This window comes from Algibacter mikhailovii, assembly GCF_014651495.1.
Classification (GTDB): domain Bacteria; phylum Bacteroidota; class Bacteroidia; order Flavobacteriales; family Flavobacteriaceae; genus Algibacter_E; species Algibacter_E mikhailovii.
In genome coordinates, this window is the sequence record NZ_BMWZ01000002.1 from 561,662 (window position 1) to 586,765 (window position 25,104).

27 protein-coding genes are annotated in these 25,104 nt (G+C 35.4%); 7 read left to right on the top strand and 20 right to left on the bottom strand.

Going from position 1 to position 25,104, the window contains the following annotated elements:
* Window positions 1-86: 86 nt before the first annotated feature.
* Window positions 87-827, bottom strand: a complete 741-nt coding sequence (locus IE051_RS05860; RefSeq protein WP_189359838.1) for a DUF8457 domain-containing protein — start codon at window positions 825-827, stop codon at window positions 87-89.
* A 265-nt stretch (window positions 828-1,092) separates the two neighbouring features.
* Between IE051_RS05860 and IE051_RS05865 the strand changes: the two genes are divergently transcribed.
* The 6 genes from IE051_RS05865 (at window position 1,093) to IE051_RS05890 (ending at window position 7,659) form a co-directional block, all read left to right on the top strand.
* A complete protein-coding gene (locus IE051_RS05865) occupies window positions 1,093-1,740 on the top strand; it encodes a thymidine kinase (RefSeq protein ID WP_189359839.1) in 648 nt (215 codons plus the stop codon).
* Entirely contained in the window at window positions 1,733-2,839 is a 1,107-nt protein-coding gene (alr, locus tag IE051_RS05870) for an alanine racemase (RefSeq protein ID WP_189359840.1), read from the top strand. The genes IE051_RS05865 and alr overlap by 8 nt, the downstream gene beginning before the upstream one ends.
* Before the next feature lie 65 nt (window positions 2,840-2,904).
* Window positions 2,905-3,306: a large conductance mechanosensitive channel protein MscL gene (gene mscL, locus IE051_RS05875; protein WP_189359841.1), complete on the top strand. Its 402-nt coding sequence runs from the start codon at window positions 2,905-2,907 to the stop codon at window positions 3,304-3,306.
* A gap of 138 nt (window positions 3,307-3,444) precedes the next feature.
* On the top strand, window positions 3,445-4,434 hold the full coding sequence (locus IE051_RS05880) for an aspartate-semialdehyde dehydrogenase (RefSeq protein WP_189359842.1): 990 nt from the start codon (window positions 3,445-3,447) through the stop codon (window positions 4,432-4,434).
* Window positions 4,435-4,519: 85 nt separating this feature from the next.
* On the top strand, window positions 4,520-6,676 hold the full coding sequence (locus IE051_RS05885) for a prolyl oligopeptidase family serine peptidase (protein WP_189359843.1): 2,157 nt from the start codon (window positions 4,520-4,522) through the stop codon (window positions 6,674-6,676).
* Between the two features lie 71 nt (window positions 6,677-6,747).
* Window positions 6,748-7,659 (top strand): ABC transporter ATP-binding protein, encoded by a 912-nt coding sequence (locus tag IE051_RS05890; RefSeq protein ID WP_189359844.1) that lies wholly within the window; start codon window positions 6,748-6,750, stop codon window positions 7,657-7,659.
* Window position 7,660: 1 nt separating this feature from the next.
* Here IE051_RS05890 and IE051_RS05895 read toward each other — a convergent pair whose 3' ends face one another.
* From IE051_RS05895 to pdxA, 18 genes are all read right to left on the bottom strand, one after another.
* Window positions 7,661-9,799 carry an efflux RND transporter permease subunit gene (locus tag IE051_RS05895; protein WP_229796741.1) on the bottom strand — a complete coding sequence of 713 codons (2,139 nt, stop codon included), beginning with the start codon at window positions 9,797-9,799 and terminating at the stop codon, window positions 7,661-7,663.
* Window positions 9,800-9,974: 175 nt separating this feature from the next.
* Window positions 9,975-10,553: a 4'-phosphopantetheinyl transferase family protein gene (locus tag IE051_RS05900; RefSeq protein WP_189359846.1), complete on the bottom strand. Its 579-nt coding sequence runs from the start codon at window positions 10,551-10,553 to the stop codon at window positions 9,975-9,977.
* Window positions 10,553-10,807, bottom strand: a complete 255-nt coding sequence (locus IE051_RS05905) for an acyl carrier protein (RefSeq protein WP_189359847.1) — start codon at window positions 10,805-10,807, stop codon at window positions 10,553-10,555. Before IE051_RS05905 ends, IE051_RS05900 begins: the two co-directional genes overlap by 1 nt.
* A 10-nt stretch (window positions 10,808-10,817) precedes the next feature.
* Window positions 10,818-12,092, bottom strand: coding sequence for a beta-ketoacyl-[acyl-carrier-protein] synthase family protein (locus IE051_RS05910; protein WP_189359848.1), 1,275 nt, complete (start codon window positions 12,090-12,092; stop codon window positions 10,818-10,820).
* A complete protein-coding gene (locus IE051_RS05915; RefSeq protein WP_189359849.1) occupies window positions 12,089-12,526 on the bottom strand; it encodes a 3-hydroxyacyl-ACP dehydratase FabZ family protein in 438 nt (145 codons plus the stop codon). The genes IE051_RS05910 and IE051_RS05915 overlap by 4 nt, the downstream gene beginning before the upstream one ends.
* 55 nt (window positions 12,527-12,581) lie before the next feature.
* Window positions 12,582-13,379 carry an SDR family oxidoreductase gene (locus tag IE051_RS05920; protein WP_189359850.1) on the bottom strand — a complete coding sequence of 266 codons (798 nt, stop codon included), beginning with the start codon at window positions 13,377-13,379 and terminating at the stop codon, window positions 12,582-12,584.
* Window positions 13,380-13,439: 60 nt separating this feature from the next.
* Window positions 13,440-14,492, bottom strand: coding sequence for a type III polyketide synthase (locus IE051_RS05925; RefSeq protein ID WP_189359851.1), 1,053 nt, complete (start codon window positions 14,490-14,492; stop codon window positions 13,440-13,442).
* A gap of 6 nt (window positions 14,493-14,498) precedes the next feature.
* Window positions 14,499-15,206 carry a methyltransferase domain-containing protein gene (locus IE051_RS05930; protein ID WP_189359852.1) on the bottom strand — a complete coding sequence of 236 codons (708 nt, stop codon included), beginning with the start codon at window positions 15,204-15,206 and terminating at the stop codon, window positions 14,499-14,501.
* Window positions 15,203-16,339, bottom strand: coding sequence for an NAD(P)/FAD-dependent oxidoreductase (locus IE051_RS05935; protein ID WP_189359853.1), 1,137 nt, complete (start codon window positions 16,337-16,339; stop codon window positions 15,203-15,205). The genes IE051_RS05930 and IE051_RS05935 overlap by 4 nt, the downstream gene beginning before the upstream one ends.
* A gap of 55 nt (window positions 16,340-16,394) precedes the next feature.
* Window positions 16,395-16,856, bottom strand: a complete 462-nt coding sequence (locus IE051_RS05940) for a 3-oxoacyl-ACP synthase (RefSeq protein WP_229796742.1) — start codon at window positions 16,854-16,856, stop codon at window positions 16,395-16,397.
* Window positions 16,853-17,536 carry a monofunctional biosynthetic peptidoglycan transglycosylase gene (gene mtgA / locus IE051_RS05945; RefSeq protein ID WP_189359854.1) on the bottom strand — a complete coding sequence of 228 codons (684 nt, stop codon included), beginning with the start codon at window positions 17,534-17,536 and terminating at the stop codon, window positions 16,853-16,855. Before mtgA ends, IE051_RS05940 begins: the two co-directional genes overlap by 4 nt.
* Window positions 17,537-18,652, bottom strand: coding sequence for an NAD(P)/FAD-dependent oxidoreductase (locus tag IE051_RS05950; RefSeq protein WP_189359855.1), 1,116 nt, complete (start codon window positions 18,650-18,652; stop codon window positions 17,537-17,539).
* 199 nt (window positions 18,653-18,851) lie between these two features.
* Window positions 18,852-20,204 carry an acetyl-CoA carboxylase biotin carboxylase subunit gene (gene accC / locus IE051_RS05955; protein ID WP_189359856.1) on the bottom strand — a complete coding sequence of 451 codons (1,353 nt, stop codon included), beginning with the start codon at window positions 20,202-20,204 and terminating at the stop codon, window positions 18,852-18,854.
* Window positions 20,205-20,290: 86 nt separating this feature from the next.
* Window positions 20,291-20,773 carry an acetyl-CoA carboxylase biotin carboxyl carrier protein gene (gene accB / locus IE051_RS05960; RefSeq protein ID WP_189359857.1) on the bottom strand — a complete coding sequence of 161 codons (483 nt, stop codon included), beginning with the start codon at window positions 20,771-20,773 and terminating at the stop codon, window positions 20,291-20,293.
* A gap of 26 nt (window positions 20,774-20,799) precedes the next feature.
* Window positions 20,800-21,798 (bottom strand): beta-ketoacyl-ACP synthase III, encoded by a 999-nt coding sequence (locus tag IE051_RS05965; protein WP_189359858.1) that lies wholly within the window; start codon window positions 21,796-21,798, stop codon window positions 20,800-20,802.
* 180 nt (window positions 21,799-21,978) lie between these two features.
* On the bottom strand, window positions 21,979-22,182 hold the full coding sequence (gene rpmF, locus IE051_RS05970; protein WP_189359859.1) for a 50S ribosomal protein L32: 204 nt from the start codon (window positions 22,180-22,182) through the stop codon (window positions 21,979-21,981).
* 9 nt (window positions 22,183-22,191) lie between these two features.
* Window positions 22,192-22,731: a YceD family protein gene (locus tag IE051_RS05975; RefSeq protein WP_189359860.1), complete on the bottom strand. Its 540-nt coding sequence runs from the start codon at window positions 22,729-22,731 to the stop codon at window positions 22,192-22,194.
* 125 nt (window positions 22,732-22,856) lie between these two features.
* Window positions 22,857-23,909, bottom strand: a complete 1,053-nt coding sequence (pdxA, locus tag IE051_RS05980) for a 4-hydroxythreonine-4-phosphate dehydrogenase PdxA (protein WP_189359861.1) — start codon at window positions 23,907-23,909, stop codon at window positions 22,857-22,859.
* Between the two features lie 65 nt (window positions 23,910-23,974).
* Between pdxA and IE051_RS05985 the strand changes: the two genes are divergently transcribed.
* The gene (locus IE051_RS05985; protein WP_189359862.1) at window positions 23,975-24,565 is read left to right on the top strand and encodes a riboflavin synthase; all 591 of its coding nucleotides are present in this window, start codon (window positions 23,975-23,977) and stop codon (window positions 24,563-24,565) included.
* A gap of 6 nt (window positions 24,566-24,571) precedes the next feature.
* Here IE051_RS05985 and IE051_RS18785 read toward each other — a convergent pair whose 3' ends face one another.
* On the bottom strand, window positions 24,572-24,766 hold the full coding sequence (locus IE051_RS18785) for an Fjoh_0651 family PID-CTERM protein (RefSeq protein ID WP_505595215.1): 195 nt from the start codon (window positions 24,764-24,766) through the stop codon (window positions 24,572-24,574).
* Between the last annotated feature and the right edge of the window lie 338 nt (window positions 24,767-25,104).

Consider the following 25,104-nt stretch of genomic DNA (forward strand, 5'->3'; position numbering starts at 1 on the left):
TATTGAATGATCTGTTTGGCTTGTATGTTTTAAGCCATGAATAAGGCATCCAAAACGATGCCCTTTTAAGTGATTAAATAAAACAGTTAATTAAACTTAGCCGCTATAATTTCCAAAAAACGAGTTTCAAACTCTTCTTTATCTTGCCAATTATTGTAGTCTGGCTTAACAACATCTTGAATAAAGCTTAAAGCATTATCAAGGGTCTCAAAAGTATTTAGTTGAGAAAGCACACGGTCATAATCTTCGCTCTTATCTTCAAATAAATGCTTTATAAACGCAATTTTATCATTAAGACCAATGTTGAGGCCGCCGCCTTTTAATTTATCATTCAATGATTTGTTTTCATTTTCAACAGTCCCGGCATCACAAGAAACAGGGTCGAAAATAGGCATGTTTTTAAATCCAGCCGTTATGTCATCTAAATCATCCGTTTTAGTCTCTTCCTTGGGAATCGCTTCTTCAAAAACGGTTTCAATATCCTGAGGGTCATCTGGCATATGCTGCAACATATCCTTTATTCTTGCCATAGCTGGAATAGTAATTTCATCACGTTCAACATCCATATTAACGTAAATCTTGTCCTCCACTTCTATATTATCGCTAATCTTGTTGTTAAACGCTGTTCCAAGCATTCCGAAAAAAGAAGAGTTATTGCCAATCTTAGGGAATTCATCTTCAAAATTTTCATGAGCAAATTTTAACACAGATATCGTCTCATAAAGCTGAGAAATTTCAGCATGCATTTTTAACACATCTTCTTTACCCTCCAACTTAAGGATTCTATGTGCTATTTTTACAAGTTCAGATTCTAACTTCTTCTTCATTGTTTTTTATTTTTAAATTATTGCGCTACAGGTTTTTGTTTTTTAATAAATTTACGCCACCTTTATACAAACGAATAATTGCTATGTTTAATGAACTCGTTTAAACTTTATTTATTGGCTTAAAATTGCCTTTTTGCATGACTTTTGGACTTTTTACTATTTTTCTAGCCTTGCTGTTTAAGTAAAAAGCCTTTAACGAATTACAAATTGCCAAATTTTTGCTTCAATCTAAAAGTTGAAATAAGCTCCATGATAAAATTACGAAATGTTTCTTGAAAATACAGTAAATCATAAAGAACAATTTGGCTGGATAGAAGTTATCTGTGGCTCCATGTTTTCTGGAAAAACAGAAGAACTCATCCGTAGACTAAAACGCGCACAATTTGCAAGGCAAAAAGTTGAGATTTTCAAACCTGCGCTAGACACCAGATATAATGAAGATATGGTTGTCTCTCATGATGCCAATGAAATAAGGTCAACACCCGTACCTGCTGCCGCTAATATTCCTATTTTGGCTGATGGCTGTGATGTTGTTGGTATAGACGAAGCTCAGTTTTTTGATGATGAAATTGTACGTATTTGTAATGACCTAGCCAATAAGGGTGTTAGGGTTATTGTAGCTGGATTAGACATGGACTTTAAAGGCAATCCATTTGGCCCCATGCCTAACTTAATGGCCACTGCTGAGTATGTCACCAAAGTACATGCCGTATGTACTAGAACTGGGAACTTGGCCCAATACAGTTACCGAAAAAATAAAAATGCCAATATTGTTTTGTTAGGCGAAGTCAATGAATATGAACCTTTGAGTAGAGCAGCCTATTATAAGGCCATGACACGAGATAAGGTAAGAAACTTGAAAGTTAATGATGCCCAAGAGGTGCATTCTAAAACCAAAGATTCTAATGCCTAAAGCACAAGAAACGGTGCTTGAGATTAACTTAAAAGCGCTACAACAGAATTTTGAACATCTTAAATCAAAATTGCTTCCTAACACCAAATTTTTAGCTGTTGTTAAAGCTTTTGCTTATGGCAGTGAGGCGTGTAAAATTGGCAATTTCTTGCAAGATTTAGGTGTTGACTATTTTGCAGTAGCATATATTAGTGAGGGAATTGCCCTCCGTAAGTCTGGTGTTTCTTTACCCATATTGGTATTGCATCCACAAAAGGTGAACTTCAAATCTCTAATAGAACACGAGTTAGAACCGAGTCTCTACAACAGAAAAATTATCAAGGAATTCATAGACTTAACCACGAAGGAAAAAATTACGGACTTCCCCATTCATATCAAATTTAATACCGGCTTAAACCGTTTAGGTTTTTCAAAAAGTGATGTCGGTTTTATTTTGGAGCAAGTAAAAAACACCAAAACGGTTAAGGTAGCCTCTGTACTTTCGCACTTGGCGGCGAGTGAAGATTTAAACGAAAAATCCTTCACTTTAAACCAGATTGAAACCTTCAAACAAATTGCCGATAGTTTAACGGCAGATTTAGACTATAACCCCATGCGTCATATTTGTAATACTTCTGGGATTTTAAACTATCCCGAAGCCCATTTTAATATGGTAAGAAGCGGCATTGGTTTATACGGTTTTGGCAATTCAGAAAAGGAAAACCAGTTCTTAACCCCCGTAAGTACCTTGAAAACCGTGATTTCACAAATTCATCATATTGAAAAAGGAGAATCGGTTGGGTATAACCGCGGATACATAAGTGAAGGAATATTAAAGACAGCAACACTACCCATTGGCCATGCCGATGGCATAGGCAGACAATATGGAAACGGAGTAGGTTTTGTAACAATTAATGGTAAACGAGCTCACATTATTGGTAATGTATGCATGGACATGATAATGGTTAATATTACCAATATTGATTGTAAGGAAGGCGATGAAGTGATTGTTTTTGGTACAAACCCTTCTGCAGAAACTTTAGCCGCAAACGCAAACACCATTTCATACGAACTGATTACCTCTATATCTCAACGTGTTAAGCGCAGCTATATAAAATAAGGGCTTTAACAATTGTTAAAGTTTTTCGCTATTTTTGGAATTCACTAACTAAAAAATATACAATTATGTTAAAGGAATTTAAAGAGTTTGCAATGAAAGGTAATCTTGTAGACATTGCCGTTGGTTTTGTTATGGGTGCCGCTTTCAAAGAAGTCGTTACCGCTTTTACCGGAGGTATTGTGTCGCCGCTAATTGGGTTGATATTCAATGCAGATTTCAAAGATTTAAAATTGGTAGTTAAAGAAGGCGTTGCAAATGCAGAAGGCGTTATTGAGGGTGAAGTATCTGTATTATGGGGAGCTTTCTTAACTAATGTAATAGACTTTATAATCGTAGCCTTTGTTATGTTCTTAATTGTTAAAGGCGTTAATAATATGAAGAAGAAAGAAGAACCAGCTCCAGAAGCTCCAAAAGGACCAACTCAAGAAGAGTTACTTGGAGAAATTAGAGATTTATTAAAGAAATAACCTTTTGTTAAATATATAACATTGTGTTATTTCTTGTTAAAAAGCCCTCGTTTTCTTAAAATGAGGGCTTTTTTTAAATTTTAAACTGGAATTAATACTTAGTTTTGTCCTCACAAAAATGAATAAAAGTTAGAAAAAATGAAAGTAGCTGTTGTTGGTGCCACTGGTATGGTGGGCGAAGTGATGTTGAAAGTTCTTGCAGAACGTAATTTTCCTGTGACTGAATTAATTCCTGTTGCATCAGAAAGATCTGTGGGTAAAACATTAACCTATAAAGGAAACGACTATAAGGTTGTTGGATTAGAAACTGCTGTTTCTATGCGTCCTGATATCGCCTTGTTTTCTGCTGGAGGTGAAACCTCTTTAGAATGGGCTCCTAAATTTGCTGAGGCTGGCACTACAGTTGTTGATAATTCTTCAGCATGGAGAATGGATCCAACAAAGAAATTAGTAGTTCCTGAAATCAATGCTAACGAACTTACTAAAGCCGATAAAATTATTGCAAACCCTAATTGTTCAACCATTCAATTGGTTATGGCATTAGCACCTCTACATAAAGCCTATAACATGAAGCGTGTGGTAGTTTCAACCTACCAATCTGTTTCTGGGACTGGTGTGAAAGCCGTACGCCAATTAGAAAATGAAATTGCGGGTGTTGAAGGTGAAATGGCTTATCCATATCCTATTGGTCGAAACGCATTACCTCACTGTGATGTTTTTCAAGACAATGGATACACAAAAGAAGAAATGAAATTGGCTAAAGAGCCACAGAAAATATTGAATGACAAGACTTTTTCTGTATCAGCTACTGCAGTAAGAATACCTACAGCAGGCGGTCATTCAGAATCTGTAAATGTAGAATTTGAAAACGATTTTGATTTATCTGATGTACGTAAACTACTAAGCCAAACTCCTGGCGTTGTTGTGCAAGATAATACAGATACCAACACATATCCTATGCCAATATACGCCCATGATAAAGATGAGGTTTTTGTTGGAAGAATAAGACGTGATGAAACACAAGCCAACACATTAAACATGTGGATTGTAGCAGATAACCTGAGAAAAGGAGCTGCTACAAATACCATTCAAATTGCAGAATATTTAATTGAAAACAATTTAGTTTAGCCTAAACATCTTAGGTTTTATTTAACAAACTCCTGCAAATTTGCGGGAGTTTTTTATTTAATTTCGTGCTAAAAATTTCTATCTTATGAAATCGTTAATAGCACCCCTTTTATGTCTGATCCTTTTATCAGCTTGTAAAAATGAAAAGAACACCCTCAAAACAAATCCAGTGAATTATCCAATAACCAAAACTGTTGATACCGTAGATACGTATTTTGGCATTGAAATTAAAGACCCATACAGATGGCTTGAAGATGACAGAAGCGAAGACACAGAGCGTTGGGTAAAAGGCCAAAACAAAGCTACCTATGCCTTTTTAGACAACATCCCCTTTCGATCAGAATTAAAAGATCGTCTGTCTGATTTATGGAATTTCGAGAAAGTAGGCGCTCCGTTTAAAGAAGGTGAATATAGCTATTTTGCCAAAAATGATGGTCTTCAGAATCAAAGTGTCTATTACAGAAAAAAAGAAAATACCGACCCAGAAGTGTTTTTAGATCCCAATACTTTTTCTGAGGATGGCACGACTTCTCTAGGGCTATTGCGTTTTTCCAAAAGCGGTAAAATTTTGGCCTATTCCATTTCGGAAGGTGGTAGCGATTGGCGTAAAATTTTAGTTATGGATGTCGAATCGAAAACTATTATTGAAGATACAATTGTTGACGCAAAATTTGGCACCATTTCGTGGTACAAAGATGACGGATTTTATTATTCCAGCTACGATAAACCACAAGGCAGCGAACTCTCTGCTAAAACTGATCAGCACAAGGTTTATTACCACAAACTAGGCACTAAACAAAAAGAAGACGAATTGATTTATGGTGGAAAACCAGAAGAGAAACACCGTTATATTACTGCAACTGTCACTGAAGATGACAGATATTTGGTCTTAACACCCAAAATATCAACCTCAAAAAACAAGCTTTACATTAAGGATTTAACCAAGAATAATGCGCCTTTTATTCCTATTTTAGACCATACTAAAAGCGACACGTCCATACTGGACAATAATGGCAGCACTTTATTTCTAGTAACTAACCTAAACGCTCCTAATAAAAAGGTTGTAACGGTTGATGCCTCAAACCCAACTCCAGAAAACTGGATTGACCTCATCCCTGAAACTGAACAAGTATTATCGGCTTCAAAAGGTAGTGGTTATATTTATGCGCATTATATGATGGATGCTATCTCGAAAGTGAAGCAATATCATTATGATGGCACACTTGTAAGACATATTGATCTTCCGGGATTAGGCACAGCAAGTGGTTTTGGCACCAAAAAAGAAGAAAAAACAGATTACTTTTATTTTACTAATTACAACACACCATATAGTATTTTTAAATTCAATCCGGATTCGGGAAAAGCAACATTATATTGGAAACCTTCCATAGCTTTTGATAGCCATGATTATGAAAGTAATCAAGTTTTCTATACCTCAAAAGATGGTACAAAAGTACCAATGATGATTACCCATAAAAAAGGACTAAAATTAGATGGAAAAAACCCTACTATTTTATATGGTTATGGCGGATTTAATATTAGCCTTACACCTTCTTTTAGTGTTACCAATGCGGTTTGGATGGAACAAGGTGGCATATTAGCTGTCCCCAATTTAAGAGGTGGTGGCGAATATGGAGAAGATTGGCATAACGCCGGCACTAAAATGAAAAAACAAAATGTGTTTGATGATTTCATTAGTGCAGCTGAATATTTGATTGATAATAGATACACCTCTTCTGATTACCTTGCTTTAAGAGGAGGGTCTAACGGTGGTTTATTGGTAGGCGCTGTTATGACGCAAAGACCTGGTTTAGCAAAAGTAGCTTTACCAGCAGTAGGTGTTCTTGATATGTTGCGTTACCACACCTTTACAGCAGGAGCAGGTTGGGCTTATGATTATGGAACAGCAGAAGACGATAAGGCTATGTTTGAATACCTTAAAGGGTATTCGCCGGTGCATAATGTTAAACCTAATGTTGAATACCCTGCCACTTTAATAACTACTGGCGATCACGATGATCGTGTTGTCCCTGCTCATAGTTTTAAATTTGCTGCCGAGTTACAAAAGAAACAACAAGGAACTAACCCAACTTTAATCCGTATTGAAACAGATGCAGGTCATGGTGCAGGTACGCCGGTGAGCAAAACCATAGAGCAATACGCAGATATTTTTGGTTTTACATTATATAATATGGGGTTCAAAGTTCTACCAAGTACAATAAATGAAAAACTAAAAGATTAGTATATTCACAAATGCATTTATCATACGCCGATTTTATTTTCGGCGTTTTTTTATACTATTTTTGCTGCGCTATGCTGAACGTAAAAAACCTTTCCTTTTCCTATAGTAAAACCCCTGTTTTAAGTCATATTTCCTTTCAAGCGCAAAAAGGCGAAAACCTAGCTATTATTGGGGAAAGCGGATCAGGAAAAAGTACTTTATTAAAAACTATTTATGGGGAGTACGACATAGATGAAGGCGAAATATTTTGGAATGACAAGGCGGTTTTAGGCCCTAAGTTTAATTTGGTGGTGGGTTATGATTTTATGAAGTACCTCACACAAGAATTTGACTTAATGCCCCCACTTTCTGTAGAGGACAATATTGGGAAATTCCTGTCTAACTTTTATCCTGAAGAAAAAAAGAAACGTACAGCAGAACTTATTAAAGTAGTAGAACTATCCGCATTTGCTAAAAACAAAGTAAAAACCCTCAGTGGTGGTCAAAAACAGCGTGTTGCCTTAGCTAGAGCCTTAGCCAAGGAACCTGAAATTTTATTATTGGATGAACCTTTTAGCCATATTGATAATTTTAAAAAACAAAGTTTAAGACGTAATGTTTTTAAATACTTAAAAGACAAAAATATTACATGCATTGTAGCTACGCATGACAAAGATGATGTTCTAGGTTTTGCAGATACCATGATTGTACTTCATGAAAATAAAATTATTGCCAAAGACACCCCCGAATCCCTTTACCATAATCCTACAACGGCTCTGATAGCCTCATTTTTTGAGCAGTATAATCTTATTGACAACAGCTTGGTCTATGCGCATCAATTACGGATAGTTTCAAAATCTACCAAGAATGCCCAGGTAGTAACCTCTTATTTTAAAGGCCGATATTTTCTAATTGAAGCACTTTACAATAACAACACAGTGTTTATAGAACATCATGAAAAATTAAAACCAGGCACCGCTATTTATTTGGATATTTCTAAATAAATTAGTTGTCAAATTTCTTCAAAAGGGCGGGTAAATAAAAAATATCTGTAATTAAGGCGATAGCGACGGTAACTGCACATAAAGCTCCAAAATCGCGCACCGATGGCGTTGCACTAGAGGCAATAATTAGAAACCCTCCAACCAAAGCAATGGTGGTAGACAGTAGAGCACTGCCAGTGTAAAGCATGGCCTTGTCCATACGCACTTCAGCAGTACCTTGTACGCGCTTACTTTTACGGTATTTATGTACCAAATGAATAGTGTCATCCATGGCAATTCCCAACATGATTGGTGTTATCATGGCCGTTGTAACGTCTAATGGGATATTAAACAAACTCATAAAAATAGCCAAAATAGCAAGAGGCAACACGTTTGGAACCAATACTAAAATAGTTGTTCTTAAACTTTTTATAAAGAACCAGAGGCATAAAAATGCTACAAAAAATGCTGCAAAAAAGGACTTAAATTGTGTTTCAAGAATAAAGTTATTTAGCTGAGCAAACACCACAGCAAAACCATTTATTTCTAAATTGAAATGGTTGGTATCAAAAGTATCTTCAAAAGCGATTTTTATATCATTTAAAACCTGTTCAAGTTCAGAGGTTCTCATTTCCATTAAGGTCAATGTAAAGCTTGCAGTGGACAAGTCATCAGAAAACAATTTAAAAAAGCTGTTTTCAGCAGCATCTACCCCTGCCAGTGTGCGCTGCAATTTCTCTTCAGAAATATTAGACTGAAATAAAACTGGCGTGCGTTTCTTTAAAAATGATTGGATAGTTACTACTGAAACAGGTGACGAAATGAGCGGATTATCTTCTAATTTTTTATGAAAAATTTCTATCTTTTTTAAGGCCTCTTTATTTAATATAGGCTTGCCATTACTGGTTGCAATATTAAGTTGCAACCTGTTACTCCCTCCAAGTTCTTGCTCTACTGCCCTTAGATCATCTTTCGCTTGTCCTTCAGCCAATAAATCGCGTGAATTCGTATCAATATCAACTTGAAAAATGGAAAAAACACCAAACACAAGAATCATAGTAAAAACAGTAATAATTGATGTTTTGTAGTTTGAAGTAAAACTATTGAGCCATTCTATAAATTTTGTCTGGGAGATGCCTTTTAGTTTCAAAATTGGTCTTGCTTTTTCAAAATCTAAATTCATAAAACTAAACCCAATAATAGTAATGATATACACCAAAATAAAACTCAATAACAACCCAATACAGGTAAAAACCCCCATATTTTTAAATGCCGGAAGTGGTGATATATACAGTGCAAAATACCCAACAAAAGTGGTCAAGGTGGTATAAAAACAAGGTGTTAAACTTCTGCGAATAGCAATGGTTATCAAATGAACTTTTGAAATGGATGCGTTCATTAACCCCTCTTTATGATAAATATTTATGATATGAACGGCATCACTAACACTATACACCATAAGTATGGTGGGGATCAGCATGGATATCATATTTAAAGCAAAACCTAACGAGGTGATTAACCCAAATAATAAACTTACAGGAATTGCCACTGCGAGCAAAGCTATATATAAATAGCGCCTGCTAGGTAATAAAAATAAAAGCAAAATGGTAATGACTAAAACCGTCAATATCCCAAAGACTAAACTCTCTTTATAAATGCCTTTACTGTAGGCCTCGTTAAGTACTGGAGGGCCAGTGAGGAAATAATTTGAATACGATTTATCAATAATGCTTCTTATTTCAATCGCAATATCCTGTCGCTTGTCCTCAATGGTTGGCGTGGGTTGCATTTGAATGTAGAAAAACTGATGCTTATAGTCTTTAGTTACTAATTGCGAAATAATGTTTGGCAACTTTGAAAATAGACTTTTTAAACCTTTTTCACTGCGCTTTGCGTTGTATAAATTATCAAAACTAATTTTGTCATTCGCATAAATAGGATATTTAGCTTTCGCTAAACTAAATGTTGTTTTTACATAAGTTAACGCTTCTAAGGCTTTATGTAATTGTTTTAGAGCCTCCACTTCTGTTTCTCCAATTGCATTTTCAACAGGGAGCATGGCAATAAAAATCTCATCTGAACCAAAGTTTTCCTGAAAATCTATATAGGCCTTATAACTAGGATCGTCTTCTAAAAACCAAATAGATAAAGAATTATCCACACTAAGTGTTTTGATCGTTTGGAAACTGGAAACACAAAGTAGAACGATTAATAATAGAATAATAACTATCCTAAATTTAATAATACGCTTAATCAGGTCTTCTAATAACTTCATGAATATTATACTGAACTTACTGAATCAATATGCTCTTTTTAGTCATTCCAATGTACTAATTCTAAGTAGAAAGCACATAAGCACCATAATTTCCATGATTGGTCAAGGAACAACCTATGCTTAAAGCGTTCTCATTCTTATAGAGTTTTGGCACGCCCAATATACTTTTCTTAATCTTAATAACATCATTTTTTACATGAAGCTTTTTAGAAATGGCTTGTATTAATTTGCTATGACCTGTGCGGCTTTGAACCCTATATGATGAATTATTAAATTCAAAATACTCACTTTCAATATTACAGCTATTATTTAGTGTAGCGATGCTGTATATAAACCTGTCATTTACAATAGAATGGGTCCGATATTTATCTTTATTAATGGTCACAACACCCTGACCAGCATCTAAAAGCCTACATGCCATTTTTTTTGGATTGAAAAAACGATGGTTATATTGTTGGACATTAATTTTATAAGCACTCTCTTTCATACTCCAAAGCTTCCAAACCATAAAAGAAGAATGCTTTGCTTTTTTAATATAACCAATCTCTTGGTCAGTAAATACCTTATTTATAAAACCTTTACGCTGCCAATGACTCTCTAATGCCGCTTGCTTTAAATCAACAATATCGTTGCCCACCATTATTTCTCATCAAGTTTGGCGGAAATAATCTCCATAGCCGCCTTTACGGTTAGCATTTTCTCCATAGCATCGTTATCAATTTCTATATCGAAGACTTCCTCTACATCTAACACAACATCTACTAAGTTTGCAGAATTAATTTTAAGATCTGAAATAAAATCGGTGTTTTCTGTTAAATTCTCTAATGCTTCCTCATTTTGAACATAAGGCTGAACAATATCTTTTAACTGTGCAATTAACGCTTCTTTTTTCATAGTAATTCTTCTATTTGCTAATTTTCTTAAAAATAACACATCCATTAACGTCTCCAAAGCCAAAACTTGCTTTTGCTACAATATTTATATCACTTAAGATCGTTTTATGAGGAATTTTAGAACCATCAATGATAGATGCAATATCTTCATGTATATCTTCTGTATTTATGGATGGGAAAATAAAACCTTCATTTAACTCTAATACTGCTGCCACACTTTCAATGGAACCTGATGCCGCCAAACAATGTCCTACCATAGATTTTAATGAATTGATATAGGGGAAATCCAACCCTGTCCTTCCTAGCGCTTTAGACCAGTTTTTAATTTCTACAGGATCTTTCATGGTCGCTGTAAGATGACCATTAATGACGTCAATATCTGCAGCTTTGATACCGGCATTTTTAATCGCATCTTTAATACAACGCTGCACCGCTTCAGAGTTAGGCGCAGTCATAGTTCCTCCATTGCGTTGCCCTCCAGAGTTTATATTGCCGCCTAAGACTTCAGCATATACATGTGCATTTCTAGCTAAAGCACTATCTAAAGTTTCCAACATCAAGGCACCCGCACCGCTACCAGGAACAAAACCTGAAGCTGACGCACTCATGGGTCTTGAGCCTTGTTTAGGCTTGTCATTGTACTTATAGGTCATGACACGCATAGCATCAAAACCGCCCCAAATATATGGACCGTGACCACTGCAACTTCCTACTAGCATCCGTTTTGCCTGACCATTTTTTAAACGCTCATACCCCATTAAAATGGCTTCAGTACCGGTTGCACAGGCCGAAGAATTAGTGGTTACTTGATTCCCTAAACCAAGTATTCCTCCCAAAATGGCGCTAACCCCACTTGCCATGGTTTGTGTAACTACTGTACTCCCTAGTCGTTTTACTTGATTATTATCCAGCTTGTAAATGGCTTCTCTGAATTTTTCAACGCCAGAGGTTCCGGTTCCAAAAATAGTTCCAGTATCATAATCTAATTCACTCTTAGCGTCCAATGAAAGTCCTGCATCTTTCCAAGCATCTATACCTGCCATACATCCGTATAAAATTCCCGAACTTTTAAACCCTCTTAATTGTAGCGGCGTTAAATATTCTAATTTTTTATCCTCAGTAATTTCCGGAATACCACCAATACAACAAGAAAAGTTCAAATCTGCCAAATTTTGATGATACCTTACCCCTGATACACCATTTTTAATCGCTTTTGAAAATGCCTGAAGTCCAACACCATTTGGAGCCACAACACCTAGACCTGTTATAACCACTCTATTTCTCATAGGCTAATCATTCCTGAAATTTGCCCACGACATACCAATTCCTCTTCAGCATTATACATCCTCACTTTACATTTTAATTTATTAAAACGAAAAACATCCTTCTCTGAAATCACAGTAACCTTATCACCTGGTAAAACAGGCAAATAGAAATCTACTTGACTTGAGGTCAAAGCTATTTTGGGATTATCATGGGTTGAAATCTCGTCCTTCATGATATACATTCCTAAACATACCAAACCTATTTGTGCCATGCATTCAATTAAGATAACCCCTGGTGTAATGGGATTATTCTTAAAATGCCCTATATAAAAATAGTGGTCGTGCTTAAAGGTATAGTGCCCTGTTATGCCCGCTAAAGAGATGGCTTCTATGGCATCAACAAACAAAAAAGGGTCTTGATATGGTAAGCGCTTTAAAATTTGATCTGATGTCATTCTTTTTATTTTAAAATACCTTGCGATTTCTCAGTAGTTAAAAGGTGCTATTAAATTAATTCAAACTTTCGCCCCCATCCACTTTTATTATTGTTCCATTGATCCAACTAGCCTCATCCTTACTCAACAAATAGACCATATTGGCAATGTCCTCAGGTTGTGTCAAACGTTTAAAAGGGTTACGTGCTAAACTATACTTCTTAATAGCATCACTGCCAGGAATCCTTCTAAGGGAGGCCGTGTCAGTCACCCCAGCTTGAATACAATTGGCTCGAATTCCAAACGGTGCAAATTCTAAAGCGATATTCCTAGTAATAGCTTCTAAAGCTGCTTTTGCTGCTGATACTGCTGCATAATTTTCCCAAGCTTTGGTATTGCCTTCACTTGTAAAACTTATAATACGGGTGTCATCCGCGCATAAATTGGCATCAAAGACGGCTTTGGTCCAATCAAACAAACTAATGGCCATGGCGTGCATGGTAAGACTAAAATCATCTGTTTTTAAGGTAGGGCTGTTAGTATTAATCATAGGCTTCAGGTTCCCTTTGGCTATGCTATGCACTAAAGTTCTTATCCGTGCATTTGTACCAAATGACTTTTTTAATTCTAAGATAATCTCTGCTCTTTTCTCAGGATTAATAGCATCCATATTAAATGACGTAAATTGAACACCTTCCTCCTTAATTTCATCAAATTGAATTTTTATTTCCTGTTCTTGAGCTCGAGAATTGCGATGAACAATACAAATATTCATGCCATGTTTGGCCAATTTTTTTGCCGAAGCCAAACCTAAGCCACTAGATCCCCCAAGGATGAGGGCCCAATAATTTTTATGTTCAAACTCTCTAACCATAAATCATTATTTTTTTTATCGTCTTGGACATTTCTAAACCGTTGTCCTCACAAATCATTATCACCATTCTAATAAGATACGCTGTGCCGAAAACCCAGGGCCGAAGCTTAGCATTAAACCGCGCTCTCCCTTTGGTATATCTTTATCCATAAAACGTTCTAAAACATACAATACAGTTGCACTACTCATATTGCCATACAATTTAAGCACTTCTTTAGTATCATCAATATTTTTGCCTAATGATCCAAATAAATCTTCTACGGTCTGAACAATTTTCTTGCCACCTGGATGAAAGATTAAATGATTTATATCTTCAATAGAAAGACCGTTACGTTCTAAAAACGGATTTATTATTTGAGGAAAATGTTCTGAAATTGTCTCAGGAACGGCTTTATCCAAAATCATTTGCAAGCCTGTATTCACCAATTTAAAGCCCATCATAGTTTCGGCATTATAAAAGTGATACATCGCTTCATCGCAAATCCTGGGTCCTAACTCATTTTCATAAGATGATAATATAACACTTGCCGCACCATCTCCAAAAATGGCAGCGCTTACAATATTTACCATGGAATAGTCATCCATCTGAAATGTTGCTGTTGGTGATTCTACGGCAATAACTGCTGCTCGTTTATTTGGATGCGCTTTCAAGAAATTCTTAGCATAAATAATTCCGGAAACACCGGCAGCACAGCCCATCTCAGTTACAGGGAGCCTAACAATATCCTGTTTCATTTTTAAGCTATTGATTAGGTAGGCATCCATAGATGGAATCATAATTCCCGTACAGCTTACCGTAATAATATAATCAATATCGGTCCCTTTTAACGACACTTTATTTAAAGCTTTTACCAAAGATTGCTCTGCCAATGGGACAACTTCCCTCATGTAAATGTCATTTTTCTCTTCAAAGGATGTTTTTGTAAACACCTCTTCAGCATCCATGATGGCATATCTTCTATCTACACCTGCATTTTCAAATAGCTTAATGACTTTCCGTCTAAATCGATCCTCTTGGCCAGCAAGCCATATATTTAAAAACGGGATAATATCCTTGGTTTCCCGCGTATATTTCGGAAGTTGCTTGGCTACTGATATTATTTTTACGCTCATTATCTCTTAATTCAAAATCCATAGAAACCGAAACGCCCAACGCCATTTTATGGTGCTTTTTACGCTTAATGTTTCCGATATTTGTAATAATTCTTTCCTTTTAAAGCCTCTCAAAACAGATACTAAACCATCTTCCTTGATCATCTTATTTTTTATGGGCCATGTGATCATCTTAAAAAGGTAATAAGCTAATCTATTGCGATGCAAATCATTAATTAAAACACCCATAGAAGCTTTTTTTACTATAACACCTAATAGCATTAAGATTTCCTCATGCTTAAAATGATGTAAGAACAATGTTGCTATGGCCACATCATAAGAAAGCTTATCAAATTCCTTCGAAAAAACGTCATATTCATAGAAAACAATCTCAGGGTAACTTCCAGAACATTTTTTCGCGTAGTCCACGGTATACTGATTGGCATCTATTCCAATAAGTTTAAAGTTATATCCCTTATTTCTACCATAATTCGCAATTAATCTTAACATATCGCCACCTCCACAACCTAAATCTATAATGGTAATTTCCTTATCTTTTGGCTGATCTTTAAGTATTTTCTTTAGCCCACTACATGTGACTTGATTACCCCCCAACCACTTATTAATTACTGCTAGGGTATCTAATGTGTTGTCTAACGTGGCACCGGTTAAAGAGAAATCGTCCATAATTTCTTCTTGATTTGTTCTATATGTTGTATCAACAAAAAAACTCATTCTACTAATAGAGGTTTACCATGTGTACGTTTAATAATTTGGGGTAATAATTTTGGAAAGCACTGCAATACGTACATCATAATTTCAGAGAAACCATACATTCTGAAAAGTGACGCAACAATACGCCCCGTTTTAAGTCTACTTTTAAACGCTAAATTCCAATGTTTTGCATACTCTCGTTCTAAGGTACGTCTATTTATGTTACCTTCCATAAAAGAAATGATAAGCCTTGAGGCCATTTGAGCACTGCTTATAGCCATACTCATACCATTACCACAAAGTGGATGTATCATACCTGCGGTATCGCCGCACATGAGCATGTGGTTTTCTATAGGGTTTTTACTGGCAAATGAAATTTGACTAATGGTTAACGGTTGATCAAATAAAGGTGTGGCGTTTTCAAAAACAGCTTTCAACGCCGTATTTTTATATATAACCTGTTCTTGAAATGCTTCAATATTCTTATATTTTTTAAATGTAGTATAATCCACAATATAACAGGCATTAATCACATCATTCTCAACTTTGGAGAGCCCGCAATACCCTCCATTAAAATTATGAAGCGCAACTAGATCATTTGGGAAATCACCTTTTAAATGTACTTTTACGGCCAAATAAGGTGATTCCTTTTTAATAAATTTGCGCTTAAGAGACACATCTAAACTTGAACGTTTACCATAGGCACCAATAACTGTTTTAGCTACAAACCGCTTATTATCTTTTGTTGAAATTGAAAATAAATCATTCTTAAACTTTACCTCAGTCACAGCGTCTTTAACAAACAGAACACCACTATCTTTCGCCTTTTCAGCTAGCGCATTATCTAACGTATAACGGCTAATACCAAACCCACCAAGTTTCATTTTTGTCTGGATAACCTTGTTTTTTGGTGTTGTTAATTCAAATTTATCAATCGATTTTGCACCTAATTTAAAGGGGTTAAAATCTAAAAAACTTAAATAAGGTAAAACTTCATTGGAAATATATTCTCCGCAGACTTTATGTTTTGGATAGCTGTTTTTTTCTACAACAATAACATTTAGTTTATACTTAGATAGATGCAGAGCACTTGTAAGACCGGCAAGCCCTCCGCCAATTATTAGTACATCAACTTTAGAATTCTCGTTTAGCAACTATGTTTTCTTAATCTAAATTATAGCAATGTCTTAAAGATACGCTGAAAATAATTTAGATTACCTTAATAATTTTAAAGTTTTGATTTCTAAATTGAATAAAATCACCGACTTGATGCGCCATTAGTAATTTTCCCATGGGAGTAGAAGCCGAAACCGCATAAAAGGGTTCATTAGCAACATGCACTTTTCCTGCACTGATACCTATAAAATAATTTAGTTCAGAGGTGTACACCACAGATCCAACACCAATCTTTACAATCGTTTTGTAAATATCAATTTTAGAAAGTATTTCCTTTATTTTTTGAACCTCAGCCATTTGATTCCCGGCCTTTTCACGTTCTAATTGCAGCATTGCTCTACCCGTTTCATGCTTATCTCCAGCACTACTTTTAGTCTCTGAAGTCAATGCCGTTTGTATGTCGTTAATCGTAACCTGAATTGTAGCTAGCCTATCTTCAACAAAATGTTCACATGACGCCATTAAGGCTTCCTTAATCTTTAAATCTTCAGTCATTTACTTTTAGTGTAGTTCAAATTACCAAAATATCCCATTTGTCTTACAATCCAAACTTTTCTTGATTCAATGTAGCTTGTGGCAGGTTTGGCTTTGTATGTTCTTGGACTTGGTAGAATAGTGGCAAGTGCTGCAGCCTCATATTTTGTTAGTGTAATCGCAGATTTATTAAACCAATATTGCGATGCACACTCAGCGCCATAAATTCCAGTTCCCATTTCTATACTATTAAGGTACACCTCCATTATTCGTTCTTTAGACCAGCACAGTTCAATGAGGCCTGTGAAATATATTTCAAAACCTTTTCTCAACCAACTGCGTTGGGGCCATAAAAACACATTTTTAGCCGTTTGCTGACTAATCGTGCTCCCCCCTTTTAATCGCTTTCCTTTTTTATTATTTTCTATGGCTTTTTTGATGGCGGTAAAATCAAATCCATTATGATTTAAAAAATTTTGATCTTCACTGCAAATAACTGCAAGTTGTAAGTGCTTTGAAATGTCATCTATTGAAACCCAATCATGTTTCAATATTTTCGGGGAATCTGATTCAAAATACCGAATAACCATTAATGGCGTAAGTGGTACAGGAACCCATTTAAAAAAAAGCACCAAACCAAATGAAATAAGCACAAACCAAAGCAGTAATTTAAGAAAAACTCTAAATAATCGTCTGAACATTTATTCTATTAAGTTTGATAATTCCTGACCTATGCTACTCCCAATAGCCACACCCATGCCCCCAAGACGAACACCGCAATACACATTATTACTTAGCGCTTTTACCATAGCCTTTTTTTGATTTCCAACGCCCATAATCCCGCTCCATCTATGTGCTATTTCAAAAGATGTTTCTGGTAAAATTACTGTTTTTAATAAGGCTTCTAATGCTTCTTGAATTTTTTTAGTTTGGTCAAAAACAGTCGTTTGTTCTCCCGTAAAATCAAGGTGTCTGCCACCGCCTAATAAAATACGATTGTCAATATTTCTAAAATAATAATAGCCCCTGTCTAAGTGAAAAGTTCCTTTTATATGCAAGTCCCTAATAGGTTCTGTAATTAAAACCTGAGCTCTTGCCGGCCTAACGGGCACATTAATTAACTGCGAAGCAAATCCATTAGTCGCAATTATTAATTTAGCCGTAGAAAACTCATTAATATTGGTAATTACTTTTACAGATTGGTTCATCTCTGCAAAGTCCTTGACATGAATGCTATTTATAATTTTAACACCATTTGAAAGGACTTTATGTAATAGGGCTTCTATCATTTTACCTGTATCGATTTGACCTTCAAACTGATTGAAAATATAGTGCGTTTTTATTTTTTTAAAATTAAAGCTATTGCTTTTTAAACTAAATACTGAATCTCCAAAAATAGGGTTCAGCAGATTATTAATCACTTCCTTTTTTGACAAACAATCCTCCAACAGGTCTGCATCCTTATCTAAAAACAGTTCATACCCACCAAGTTGCTGATAATTAATTGCCTGATCTCCCAAGGTCCGCCTCAATAGTTTAAGACCGTCTGAACGTCTTTTAACCAAATTAAAAACATCATCAAAGGAATGCTCTTTTAAATCATCCAGTAGTTCGCTCAAACTACCAAAGCACGCGAATCCAGCATTTTTAGAACTTGCGCCTTGTGGCAATACCCCCTTTTCAAGTATTACAATTTTTGCTCTTGGGAAGCGCTTTCTTAATTCTAAAGCACAACTTAACCCCACAATGCCACTGCCAACAATGCAAAAGTCAACTTGAGAAAACCAAGTCTTTATTTCCCAATAGGATAAATTCATAAGGCTAAGTTATGATTTTAAATTAAAGTTTGAAGCCACTATGGAAATTGCACAGCACAATAAAAATGGCCTATTCGGAAGAAGTTGAACAAATAAAATCATGAATTCATTGACCCTAAATTAACGCCAATACCTAAGTTATGCTGTTAATTTAGGGCATAAAAAAACTCCGAAAATTTACTTTCGGAGTTTTTATTATTTATTCTTCAACTTGTCTTTCTATGACAAAATCTTCCATGAATTTTGTGGTATAGTTACCCGCTAAATAATCGGGGTGATCCATGAGCTGTCTATGGAATGGTATCGTTGTTTTGATACCTTCAATAACAAATTCATCTAAAGCACGCTTCATTTTATTAATGGCCTCTTCTCTAGTTTGCGCTGTTGTTATCAACTTTGCAATCATTGAATCATAATTAGGCGGAATAGAATACCCAGCATATACATGCGTATCTAAACGCACACCATGACCTCCTGGTGCGTGTAATGTTGTAATCATACCAGGTGATGGTCTGAAATCATTAAACGGGTCTTCAGCATTAATTCTACATTCTATAGAATGTAACTTAGGTGTATAATTTTTACCAGAAATTGGCACACCTGCCGCTACTAAGATTTGTTCACGTATTAAATCAAAATCAATAACTTGTTCCGTAATAGGATGCTCTACTTGAATACGCGTATTCATTTCCATGAAGTAGAAGTTACGATGCTTATCAACCAAAAACTCAATAGTCCCTGCACCTTCATACTTAATATACTCTGAAGCACTTACTGCAGCCTCTCCCATTTTTTTCCGAAGTGCGGTAGTCATAAATGGCGAAGGTACCTCTTCTGTTAACTTTTGATGACGACGTTGAATAGAACAATCTCTTTCGGATAAGTGACAGGCTCTACCACTAGAATCTCCTACAATTTGAATCTCAATATGCCTTGGCTCTTCAATGAGCTTTTCCATGTACATATCATCATTTCCAAAGGCAGCTTTAGATTCTTGCCTAGCAGAATCCCAAGCATCTTTAAGATCTTCAGGCTTAAAAACCCCACGCATTCCCTTACCGCCACCTCCAGCAGAAGCTTTAAGCATAACAGGATATCCTGTTTCAACGGCAAGTTTTTCACATTCAGCAAAATCCTTGATAATACCATCACTACCTGGTACACATGGCACACCAGCCGCTTTCATGGTTTCCTTGGCATTTGCTTTATCCCCCATTCTATCAATCATTTCTGGTGAAGCGCCGATAAATTTTATCCCGTGTTCTTCACAGATTTTTGAAAACTTAGCGTTTTCAGATAGAAACCCGTATCCGGGATGAATGGCATCTGCATTAGTAATTTCTGCGGCAGAGATAATATTAGACATCTTTAAATAAGACTCTGCACTAGATGGTGGTCCTATACAAACGGCTTCATCAGCAAATTTAACATGCAGACTTTCTTCATCTGCCGTTGAGTAAACCGCCACCGTTTTTATGCCCATTTCTTTACAGGTTCTAATAACACGCAGTGCTATTTCCCCTCTATTGGCTATCAATATTTTTTTAAACATCTTTTCTTGAATTAGATTAAATAGACAATCGGATTATTCGAAAATTAGAAAACCAACTAATCATCGAGAAATCTAATAATCTAAAATTAAGATGGATCTACTAAAAATAATGGTTGATCAAACTCTACCGGAGAAGAATCATCGACTAATATTTTAACAATTTTTCCAGAAACTTCAGATTCAATTTCGTTGAAAAGTTTCATCGCTTCAATAATACATAACACATCACCTTCAGCAATAGTTTGACCTACTTCTACAAATAAAGGCTTATCTGGTGATGGTTTTCTATAGAATGTACCAATAATTGGTGACTTGATAGTGATATATTTTGAATCCTCTGCCGCTGGTGCCGCTGGTGCTGCCGCTGCTGGTGCACTCGCCTCAACAACAGGAGGTGCAGACAATATTTGTTGTGGCATTTGAGCTGCAGGAACTTGATGCACTATAGTGGTATCTGAGTCCGATCCTGTTTTAATGGTGATTTTTATATCTTCCATTTCCAATTTAACCTCGCTAGCGCCAGATTTGGCAACAAACTTAATTAGGCTTTGAATCTCTTTTATGTCCATGATTTTCCTATTTAATTAGTGGTTAGTTATTTTGAATTATAGGCCCATTTTAAATAAATGGCACCCCAATTAAATCCGCCTCCAAAAGCCGCAAAAACTATATTATCGCCTTTTTTGAGTTGTGATTCATAATCGTTAATAAGTAAAGGTAAAGTCGCTGATGTTGTATTTCCATATTTATGGATGTTCACCATCACTTTTTCATCCTCCAATTCTATGCGTTGTGCTGTAGCATCAATAATACGCTTATTTGCTTGATGTGCTGCCAGCCAATCTACACTGTCTTTTGTTAAATTATTACGTTCTAATATTTTTACAGCCGCATCAGCCATATTAAATACAGCATTTTTAAATACGGTACGTCCTTCTTGAAAAGCATACTGGCCCCCTTTTTCTAATATCTCGGCGGTTAATTTATGCGAAGAACCACCATAAGTAGCTTGCAAAAACTCACGTCCAGTACCATCGCTACGTAAATATTCATCTTGTAATCCTAAATTTTCTTCATTAGGTTCAAACAAAACGGCACCAGCACCATCTCCAAAAATAATACAAGTGGCTCTATCTTTATAATTAATAATAGAAGACATTTTATCAGCTCCTATTAAGAGTACATTTTTATAACGCCCAGATTCAATATATCCTGCTGCAACTGACATACCGAATAAAAAGCTAGAACATGCCGCATCCATATCAAATGAAAAGGCATTAGTTGCTCCAATCTCTGAGGCTGTGAATGCTGCTGTTGAAGCCGCTTTCATATCTGGGGTTGCTGTTGCCACAATGACCAATTCAATATCTTTAGGATCTATTCCCTTTTTATTAATAAGGTCCTTTGCTGCTTTAATGGCTAAATAAGAGGTTCCTTTACCATCATCTTTTAGAATGCGTCGTTCTTTTATTCCAGTTCTGCTGGTTATCCATTCATCATTAGTATCAACCATCGTCTCAAGAATTTGATTGGTTAACACATATTCGGGCACATAAGCACCTACAGCTGTTATTGCCGCTGAAATTCTACTCATAACTTATAGTTAATTCGACAAAAAATCATTAAAATTGGATAAAAAACATTCAAAAAATGGTGAAAACTACTAAATTTTGATGTAATAGAATGCAAATTAAACGTTTTTGTCCTTTAGAAAAAATATTTAAGAAAAAAAAAACGCTCATAAATGAGCGTTTTCTTATGCATGCATAACTAATTACGCAACGTTTTCTATTTCTTCAGAATTATCAATCAATACTTGACCTCTGTAGTATAATTTTCCTTCATGCCAGTGAGCTCTGTGATACAAATGTGGTTCACCTGTTGTTGGGCATGTAGCAATCTGTGGCGCAGTTGCTTTGTAATGTGTTCTTCTTTTATCTCTTCTTGTTTTCGAGATTTTTCTTTTAGGATGTGCCATTTTATGTTTTTATTTATCCGTTAATAATTTCTTTAATGTATTCCATCGAGGATCAATATCCTCATCTGTATTCTTACTTTCTTTAATCTTTGGACTTAATTCTTCAAGCTTTTTAAGTATGTCTGAGTCAAGCGTACCATCTTCAACTCCAGGATGAATGCGTTTTACGGGAACTCCTAATATGGCTAATTCATAGATATATTGCTGTATATTTATTTCATAAGTACCATGAGGTACAATTAATACGTCAATATATTCATCATTGTATTCTTCACCAAATTTCACTACTAAATCAAACTCATTATTAATTGTTTGATTATAGGGTTCATTTGTCACGTCACAATTCACGTTAACCCATCCCGTAATTTTAAAATGCAATTCTAATAGTGTTGTCTTTTTTTCAAATTCAACTGCTACCTCTAAATGTGCATCATTAAAATCCTCATACTCAAAATGTTCAAAGAACGATTGCTCTACTTTATACTCAAAATGGTGCTTTCCTATCTTTAATCCTACAAACGGAATAGTGAACTCCTTCAAAACCTTCATTATCACATCTATTTTGAGCCTGCAAATATAATAATTTTTATTTACGCAACATGACTTATAAACATTTTTTTGTTCATATCATTTTTTGTTGCTCATTTTAAATTTTACCCCTAAGAATCAAGAACTTACCGACGTCCATTTCGCGCTGCCTTTTTAAGTGGGTTTTTTGTAAGCGCTTCAAAACCAACCCTGTTTTTAAAAATCTGTATCGCACTAAAGGTAGCTTCCTTAAATGAGTTTTCATCAGCTATCCCCTTTCCAGCGATCTCATAAGCTGTACCATGGTCGGGAGAAGTTCTCACTTTACTCAAACCCGCAGTAAAATTTACGCCTTGACCAAATGATAATGTTTTAAAAGGTATTAAACCCTGGTCATGATACGATGCAATAATGGCATCAAAATTCTTATAATTATTAGACCCAAAAAAACTATCGGCAGCATAAGGACCAAATACCAACTTTCCTTGTTCTTTTATTTTATGAAGTGCTGGCCTAAGAACCTCATCATCCTCACGACCTATAACACCATTATCGCCAGTATGCGGATTAATTCCTAAAACCGCAATTTTTGGCTTTTGAATTTTAAAATCTCTTTTAAGAGAATCATATACCGTATTTACCTTTTGCTCTATTAATTGAGGTGTAATATGCTCAGCTACATCTTTAACAGGCACATGATCTGTTAACAATCCCACCCTCAAGTCATCGGTTATCATGAACATCAAACTATCCCCATCTAATTCTTTAGCTAAATAATCTGTATGTCCTGGGAAATTAAATGTATCAGACTGAATATTATGTTTATTAATGGGTGCCGTAACCAGAACATCAACCTGACTATCTTTTAAGGCTTTTGTTCCGGCTTCTAAAGATTTTATTGCAAATTCACCCATTTTAGGATCTTCCACCCCAAATTCTATCTTGGCAGGCTCATTCCAACAGTTAAAGACATTGACCTTATTATGTACAATATTATTCAAGTCCTGAATACTGTGAAAGTTTATTCCCGAATTAAAATGCGTCTTAAAAAAAGACATGGCCTTAATGGATGCAAAAATTACGGGCGTACAGAAATCTAACATCCTTGAATCTTCAAACGTTTTCAAAACAATTTCTCCACCAATACCGTTTAAATCACCTATTGATATACCTACTACTATATTTTCACCTTGCTTCATTAATAATGACAACTTTTGTTTGTAATTTTGGTTTTGCAAATTTAACCAAATAAACAGGAATTAATATGTTTACCGGAATTATTGAAGATATTGGTGTAGTCACTAACCTAGTGACAGAATTTGACAACCTGCATATATCTATAAAAAGTAAAATCACTTCTGAATTAAAAATTGACCAAAGTGTGGCGCATAATGGCGTTTGCCTAACGGTTATTGCAATTGAAAATGACATTTACACGGTAACTGCCATCAAAGAAACACTAGACAAGACCAGCCTTAGCTATTTAAAAGTTGGAAATCGGGTTAATTTAGAACGCGCCATGAAACTTGGGGATCGTTTGGATGGCCATATTGTTCAAGGGCATGTAGATCAAACAGCCACCTGTACAGCAATAAAAGAAGACAACGGAAGCTGGATATTTACTTTTAATTATGATTCTGCGCTCAACAACATTACGATTGAGAAAGGCTCTATAACCGTAAATGGCACAAGTTTAACTGTAGTGAACTCAAAAAAAGACAGTTTCAGTGTGGCCATTATTCCATTTACCTACGAGCACACTAACTTCAATACCTTTAAAATTGGCACTGTTGTAAATTTAGAATTTGATGTTTTAGGGAAATATGTATCCAAATTAATGGATTTAAATAACTAGTCCTTCCTAATTTTTTTGGGAAACTATTCTTTTAACTCCATAAAACAACGCTACAAATACACCACATAGCACACCACCATCAATAGGAAGTGGGGGCGTTGGCGGACCCGGAGGTGGCACAGGCGGAGTTTGCGAAAAACAAATAGTACTTATTAATACAAATAAGACTGAGGCAATTATTCTTTTATTTTGTATCGTCATCGGGGCACAAAAGTATAAAAAAAAGTGATTTAACAAAATATTTACAAGCTTATTCAATAAAAAACATCTGTGAAACGTTTTAAAAGTTCGTTAAAATACCGATTTTAAACCCAAAATATATAATTAGTAACTTTTCTCTTACAAATAAAAAACAAGAGCAGTTAATCCAACAAACACCCATTTTTATTTGACGAGCAAATATAGATAAATAGCTGTAAACGAAAAATAAAATCTGTGACATAGTGAAATCAATTAAACATATGTCATTATTAGAAGTTTTGACCTCAGGTTTGATAGAAAAAACTCGTTTTTACCAGTAAATAATTAACGCCGCACCA

What these genes read in the sequence shown, in the direction of transcription:
- IE051_RS05860 (WP_189359838.1), bottom strand. Translation starts at nt 827, where the DNA reads ATGAAGAAGAAGTTAGAATCTGAACTTGTAAAAATAGCACATAGAATC.
- IE051_RS05865 (WP_189359839.1), top strand. Translation starts at nt 1,093, where the DNA reads ATGTTTCTTGAAAATACAGTAAATCATAAAGAACAATTTGGCTGGATA.
- alr (WP_189359840.1), top strand. Translation starts at nt 1,733, where the DNA reads ATGCCTAAAGCACAAGAAACGGTGCTTGAGATTAACTTAAAAGCGCTA.
- mscL (WP_189359841.1), top strand. Translation starts at nt 2,905, where the DNA reads ATGTTAAAGGAATTTAAAGAGTTTGCAATGAAAGGTAATCTTGTAGAC.
- IE051_RS05880 (WP_189359842.1), top strand. Translation starts at nt 3,445, where the DNA reads ATGAAAGTAGCTGTTGTTGGTGCCACTGGTATGGTGGGCGAAGTGATG.
- IE051_RS05885 (WP_189359843.1), top strand. Translation starts at nt 4,520, where the DNA reads ATGAAATCGTTAATAGCACCCCTTTTATGTCTGATCCTTTTATCAGCT.
- IE051_RS05890 (WP_189359844.1), top strand. Translation starts at nt 6,748, where the DNA reads ATGCTGAACGTAAAAAACCTTTCCTTTTCCTATAGTAAAACCCCTGTT.
- IE051_RS05900 (WP_189359846.1), bottom strand. Translation starts at nt 10,553, where the DNA reads ATGGTGGGCAACGATATTGTTGATTTAAAGCAAGCGGCATTAGAGAGT.
- IE051_RS05905 (WP_189359847.1), bottom strand. Translation starts at nt 10,807, where the DNA reads ATGAAAAAAGAAGCGTTAATTGCACAGTTAAAAGATATTGTTCAGCCT.
- IE051_RS05910 (WP_189359848.1), bottom strand. Translation starts at nt 12,092, where the DNA reads ATGAGAAATAGAGTGGTTATAACAGGTCTAGGTGTTGTGGCTCCAAAT.
- IE051_RS05915 (WP_189359849.1), bottom strand. Translation starts at nt 12,526, where the DNA reads ATGACATCAGATCAAATTTTAAAGCGCTTACCATATCAAGACCCTTTT.
- IE051_RS05920 (WP_189359850.1), bottom strand. Translation starts at nt 13,379, where the DNA reads ATGGTTAGAGAGTTTGAACATAAAAATTATTGGGCCCTCATCCTTGGG.
- IE051_RS05925 (WP_189359851.1), bottom strand. Translation starts at nt 14,492, where the DNA reads ATGAGCGTAAAAATAATATCAGTAGCCAAGCAACTTCCGAAATATACG.
- IE051_RS05930 (WP_189359852.1), bottom strand. Translation starts at nt 15,206, where the DNA reads ATGAGTTTTTTTGTTGATACAACATATAGAACAAATCAAGAAGAAATT.
- IE051_RS05940 (WP_229796742.1), bottom strand. Translation starts at nt 16,856, where the DNA reads ATGACTGAAGATTTAAAGATTAAGGAAGCCTTAATGGCGTCATGTGAA.
- mtgA (WP_189359854.1), bottom strand. Translation starts at nt 17,536, where the DNA reads ATGTTCAGACGATTATTTAGAGTTTTTCTTAAATTACTGCTTTGGTTT.
- IE051_RS05950 (WP_189359855.1), bottom strand. Translation starts at nt 18,652, where the DNA reads ATGAATTTATCCTATTGGGAAATAAAGACTTGGTTTTCTCAAGTTGAC.
- accC (WP_189359856.1), bottom strand. Translation starts at nt 20,204, where the DNA reads ATGTTTAAAAAAATATTGATAGCCAATAGAGGGGAAATAGCACTGCGT.
- accB (WP_189359857.1), bottom strand. Translation starts at nt 20,773, where the DNA reads ATGGACATAAAAGAGATTCAAAGCCTAATTAAGTTTGTTGCCAAATCT.
- IE051_RS05965 (WP_189359858.1), bottom strand. Translation starts at nt 21,798, where the DNA reads ATGAGTAGAATTTCAGCGGCAATAACAGCTGTAGGTGCTTATGTGCCC.
- rpmF (WP_189359859.1), bottom strand. Translation starts at nt 22,182, where the DNA reads ATGGCACATCCTAAAAGAAAAATCTCGAAAACAAGAAGAGATAAAAGA.
- IE051_RS05975 (WP_189359860.1), bottom strand. Translation starts at nt 22,731, where the DNA reads ATGAAGGTTTTGAAGGAGTTCACTATTCCGTTTGTAGGATTAAAGATA.
- pdxA (WP_189359861.1), bottom strand. Translation starts at nt 23,909, where the DNA reads ATGAAGCAAGGTGAAAATATAGTAGTAGGTATATCAATAGGTGATTTA.
- IE051_RS05985 (WP_189359862.1), top strand. Translation starts at nt 23,975, where the DNA reads ATGTTTACCGGAATTATTGAAGATATTGGTGTAGTCACTAACCTAGTG.
- IE051_RS18785 (WP_505595215.1), bottom strand. Translation starts at nt 24,766, where the DNA reads ATGACGATACAAAATAAAAGAATAATTGCCTCAGTCTTATTTGTATTA.